This is a genomic window from Bradyrhizobium sp. (genome assembly GCF_030693485.1).
GTDB lineage: Bacteria > Pseudomonadota > Alphaproteobacteria > Rhizobiales > Xanthobacteraceae > Bradyrhizobium.
Genome location: NZ_JAUYAN010000030.1, coordinates 1 through 3,844, shown reverse-complemented (window position 1 = coordinate 3,844; position 3,844 = coordinate 1). Strand labels below are relative to the sequence as shown.

Genomic DNA, 3,844 nt, shown 5'->3' with positions numbered 1-3,844 from the left:
TGCGAGCGCAGCGAAGCAATCCATCTACCAACCGTACCGCTGCGAAATGGATTGCTTCGCTGCGCTCGCTATGACGTTGATAGGCCGATGCGTACGTCAGAAGCCGTAGCCCGGATGGAGCCCTTGCGAAATCCGGGGCCTCCGTCGCAACCATTCCCGGATTGCGCCACCGGCTCGGCGCTCGCGCGCCGGCCGCCTGGCTTCATCCGGGCTACACGGCGCCCCACTCAATTCAACCTCTTGCCGCCTTCCGTCACCGCATCGAGAAACGCCCCGGTCTCGCGGTTGAGAAATTCGACATCCGCCGGGATCGCGCCGCCGGCCGAGGCGTGACCGGTCACGGGGCCGGGGCTGATGGTCGTCATCTTCACGCCGGGGATATTCTTGCCCATCTCGATCGGCTCGAATTCCGGATTGAGCAGGTCCTTGGTGCCGGTGAGGATCAGGGTCTTGGCCTTGATCGAGGCCATCGCCTTGGCGGTGTCGCCGTCAAAACCTTTGGTGGCGCCGACGTCGTGCCGCTCATAGGCCCAGGTCTGGTAGATCCAGTTGTTGGCGTCGAACGCCTTCAGCAGCGCGGTCTCCTGCGCCTCCAGCCAGGGCAGCACATCCATGCCGTTCCTGAACTGCGCCGAATACATCTCCGGGGTGCGCGCCGACAGGAAAAGAATGTCGCGCCACAGCCGTATGCCCTTTTCCGGCGGCGCCTCGTAATTGCCGTCCCGCCACGCCGGATCGGTCATGATCGCCTTGCGTGAGGCTTCCAGCACGGCCACCGTCCAGGCCGGCGTCTTCGCCAGCGGCACCATCGCCACCAGCGCGTCCATGTAATCCGGGTAACTGACGCCCCATTGCAGCACCTGCATGCCGCCCATCGACGGGCCCACCACCGCGACCACATGGTCGATGCCGAGTTTCTCCTTCATCAGCCGGTATTGCGATTCCACCATGTCGCGGATGGTGAACTTCGGAAATTGCATGCGCGGCTGCGCCTTGGAGTTGCTGGGAGACGTCGTCAGCCCGTTGGCGATGGCGTCGGTGCAGACGATGAAATACTTGTCGGGGTCGAGCGCCTTGCCGGGACCGATCATGAAATCGAGCCGGTGATGGTTGCCCGAAATCGCGGTCACCATCAGGATGGCGTTGGATTTTTTGGCGTTGAGCGTGCCGTGGGTGACGTAGGAGATCGCGAAATCCCGGATCACCTCGCCGCTTTCGAGCTTGAGGTCGCCCGCGGCGAAGGATTGATGCGGCGGTTGCTGCGGCGTATGGGCCGCCGCGGGCAGCGACAGCAACAGGCCTGCGGCAACGAGATGGGCGATGCGCTTCATGGTGACCTCCCGGGAACGGAGGGACGTTGACGCCCTCCTGCGGCGGAGGATACGGGCTGCGCCGCCGCAGGCAAGACCGCCGGCGGAGATTTGCCCGGCACGGCGGGCGGAATAAATCAGCGGCCTTGCGGTTTCCCGCCGCTTGCATACAAGCGCCGCCGGATTTGCTAGGCTTCGGCTCGCGCCGAATCTTCAACCGGGCGCCAGGGGAGAAACGTCATGGCCAAGGGTCAGATGCGCAGCAACAAGGAAAAGAAGAAACCGAAGGCCGACAAGAATCTCAAGAAGGGCGGCGCCGCGCCGGTCAATCCGTTCGCGGCCGGCAAGACCCCCGCCGGGCAGAGCCCGAACAAGAAGAGCTAGACCCCCCGGTTGCAGCCCTTTGCCGGGCGTGGCGCAGCGCCCCTGAGGTGAATGGCGTCGCGCCGGCGCGCCCGGCGCCGTCAGCGGCACGGCCCGGCGGCAGGTATCGCTGGGGCGCCGGCCCCGAAAATACACGCCTTAGTTGTGAATCCGATTTCGTTCCCCGCGCGTCCAAGCGGTCGGAACTTTTGCCGATTGATCACCGCGCAATTCCGTCCACAATGGCCCGGAGCATGCGAGTCGGGCGCAAGACCCGGCGGAGAAAAAGTCTTGGTCGAACCACTCAACCGGCAGCGCGTGCTGAATTTTCTCGATGCCTTCTACTCCCGCGATGTCGAGGCCGCGCTGGCCTGCTGCAGTGACGACGTCGATTTCCTCGCCAACGCCCCCATCGACATCATGCCGCATATGGGCCACCGGCGGGGCAAGGCCGCGGTGCGCGAAATGTGGAGCGTCGTCTACGCCCGCTATTCCAGCCTGCGCTATGAGGTAGCGGCCACCGTCGCCGAAGCCGACAAGGTCGCGGTGCATATACGCGCATTCTTCCGCAAGCGGGACAACGACCGCACCGTCCAGTTCGATATCGCGGCGTTTTACACCTTGCGCGGCGGCCGGATCGCGGAAATCCGCGAGATCATGGACACCTTCGATCTGGTTCAGCAGGTGCTGGAACGCGACGTCGCCGCGGAACTGGCCGAGACCGGCAAGATCTGAACAGACCTGAATCCGCGGCGGCCCGCCGTGAGCCGCCTGTTCCAGAAACCGCATTGAACCTCGCGGCGCCCTGCCGCGACTCATGACGAGGTTTTGCGGGTCCGACACAAAGAAAACATATCCATGAAAATAGCGTTGCTTGTGCTGCTCGGCCTGTTGTTGGGAGCGCTGGGCGGCGCAGCGCTGGGAATCGGCGCCGGGCTCGCCTGCGTCGAATTGCTCAGGATCTCCAGTTTTGAAGGCCAAAACGCCATGCTGGTGTTCTTCACCTTCATGCCGCTGGGCGCCGCGATCGGCGGGATCGGCGGCGCGCTGCTGTTCGGTGTGATCGCGATCCGCGATGCCGAGATCGCCATCGAGCAGGAACCTGGACGCCGGCGCGAAAGGTAAACGGATGGAACCTGCCGCATTTATGCAATGCAATAGTATCCGTTGAATTTTATTCAAGACAGCTTATTGAAGGCTTCAACAACGAAGTCCCGCAACCACAGGCAACCACCCTTGGTGTCGCGTTTTCGCGACCGGGTATGCTGCCAATCCAGACCAGGAACTCCCAAAATGACAGAGCACAGCCTCTGGCGTTTTTCGCGCGCATTGCATCGCGCGATCAATGAACGCCGGTTCGAAGACATCGAGGCCTTGATCGATGACGAGGTCGACTGGGCGATCTATGGCCCGATCGACATGTTTCCATTCCTCGGCGCGCGCCGCGGCCGGGAAGCCGTGATCGAGGTGATCCGGCAGATCGCCGAGAACGTCCGCGTCCACCGCTTCGATCGCGAGAGCATCATGCTCGGCGAGGAGTCGGCGTCCTCGATGCTGCGCTATTCCCTGACCGCGATGGATTCGAACAAGCCGATCAGCCTGCGGATCGCGCATTTCGCGCAGTTCAAGGCCGGCAGGCTGTTCAGCATCCGGGTTCTCGTCGATACTTTCGACCTGGTGGAGCAGGCGCTCGGGCGTCCGATCCATCTGCCGAAGATGGCATCGCTCGCGTGAGTCGTCATTCCGGGGGCGATGCGAAGCATCGAACTACGGTGCGCAATTGCGCACCTGAGGTCTGGTCCTCCGGATCATCCCGGAATGACAGAGGCGAACACAACGCCACAATTTCGCGCCGATGTGACCGCATCAATGCCCGCCTGCAATCGGGCGGGGTCATGATTTCACGAACTCGAAATTGGCTGGCGATGCTGCTGTTACTGGCGGCCGGCATTGGCATGGCGCCACTGGCGCATGCGCAGGCGCTGCCGGCGGAGCAGGACGATCGAGAGGCCGCGGCGGAAACCGCCGCGTCCGACACCGATAGCGAGGGTGCCGATAGCGAGGATCTGGAGCCGGACTGGAGCCAGCTCAATACCGATACCGCCACGCTGCTGCTCGGGCCGGCCGCGAAGGCGCGCGCGCCCAAGGCCTCCGATGGCTCCGACACCTCG

Annotated in this window: 6 protein-coding genes; 5 read left to right on the top strand and 1 reads right to left on the bottom strand. The window is 63.5% G+C overall.

Annotated features, from left to right (window positions below):
- Window positions 1-227 precede the first annotated feature (227 nt).
- A complete protein-coding gene (locus Q8N40_RS02345; RefSeq protein WP_305710669.1) occupies window positions 228-1,331 on the bottom strand; it encodes an alpha/beta fold hydrolase in 1,104 nt (367 codons plus the stop codon).
- Between the two features lie 219 nt (window positions 1,332-1,550).
- Here Q8N40_RS02345 and Q8N40_RS02340 point away from each other — a divergent pair, with 219 nt between their 5' ends.
- From Q8N40_RS02340 to Q8N40_RS02320, 5 genes are all read left to right on the top strand, one after another.
- Complete coding sequence (locus tag Q8N40_RS02340; protein WP_304872531.1) at window positions 1,551-1,694, top strand: hypothetical protein; 144 nt, start codon at window positions 1,551-1,553, stop codon at window positions 1,692-1,694.
- A gap of 270 nt (window positions 1,695-1,964) precedes the next feature.
- Window positions 1,965-2,408, top strand: a complete 444-nt coding sequence (locus Q8N40_RS02335) for a nuclear transport factor 2 family protein (protein WP_305710668.1) — start codon at window positions 1,965-1,967, stop codon at window positions 2,406-2,408.
- A 123-nt stretch (window positions 2,409-2,531) separates the two neighbouring features.
- A complete protein-coding gene (locus Q8N40_RS02330; protein WP_305319982.1) occupies window positions 2,532-2,798 on the top strand; it encodes a hypothetical protein in 267 nt (88 codons plus the stop codon).
- A gap of 168 nt (window positions 2,799-2,966) precedes the next feature.
- Complete coding sequence (locus tag Q8N40_RS02325) at window positions 2,967-3,407, top strand: nuclear transport factor 2 family protein (RefSeq protein ID WP_305710667.1); 441 nt, start codon at window positions 2,967-2,969, stop codon at window positions 3,405-3,407.
- Window positions 3,408-3,598: 191 nt separating this feature from the next.
- Window positions 3,599-3,844 (top strand): hypothetical protein (locus Q8N40_RS02320; protein WP_371135593.1); only part of this gene is annotated, 246 nt, incomplete at its 3' end.

Excerpts from the sequence above, each read along its gene's own strand:
- Q8N40_RS02330 (WP_305319982.1), top strand. The coding sequence starts at position 2,532 with ATGAAAATAGCGTTGCTTGTGCTGCTCGGCCTGTTGTTGGGAGCGCTG.
- Q8N40_RS02345 (WP_305710669.1), bottom strand. The coding sequence starts at position 1,331 with ATGAAGCGCATCGCCCATCTCGTTGCCGCAGGCCTGTTGCTGTCGCTG.
- Q8N40_RS02325 (WP_305710667.1), top strand. The coding sequence starts at position 2,967 with ATGACAGAGCACAGCCTCTGGCGTTTTTCGCGCGCATTGCATCGCGCG.
- Q8N40_RS02340 (WP_304872531.1), top strand. The coding sequence starts at position 1,551 with ATGGCCAAGGGTCAGATGCGCAGCAACAAGGAAAAGAAGAAACCGAAG.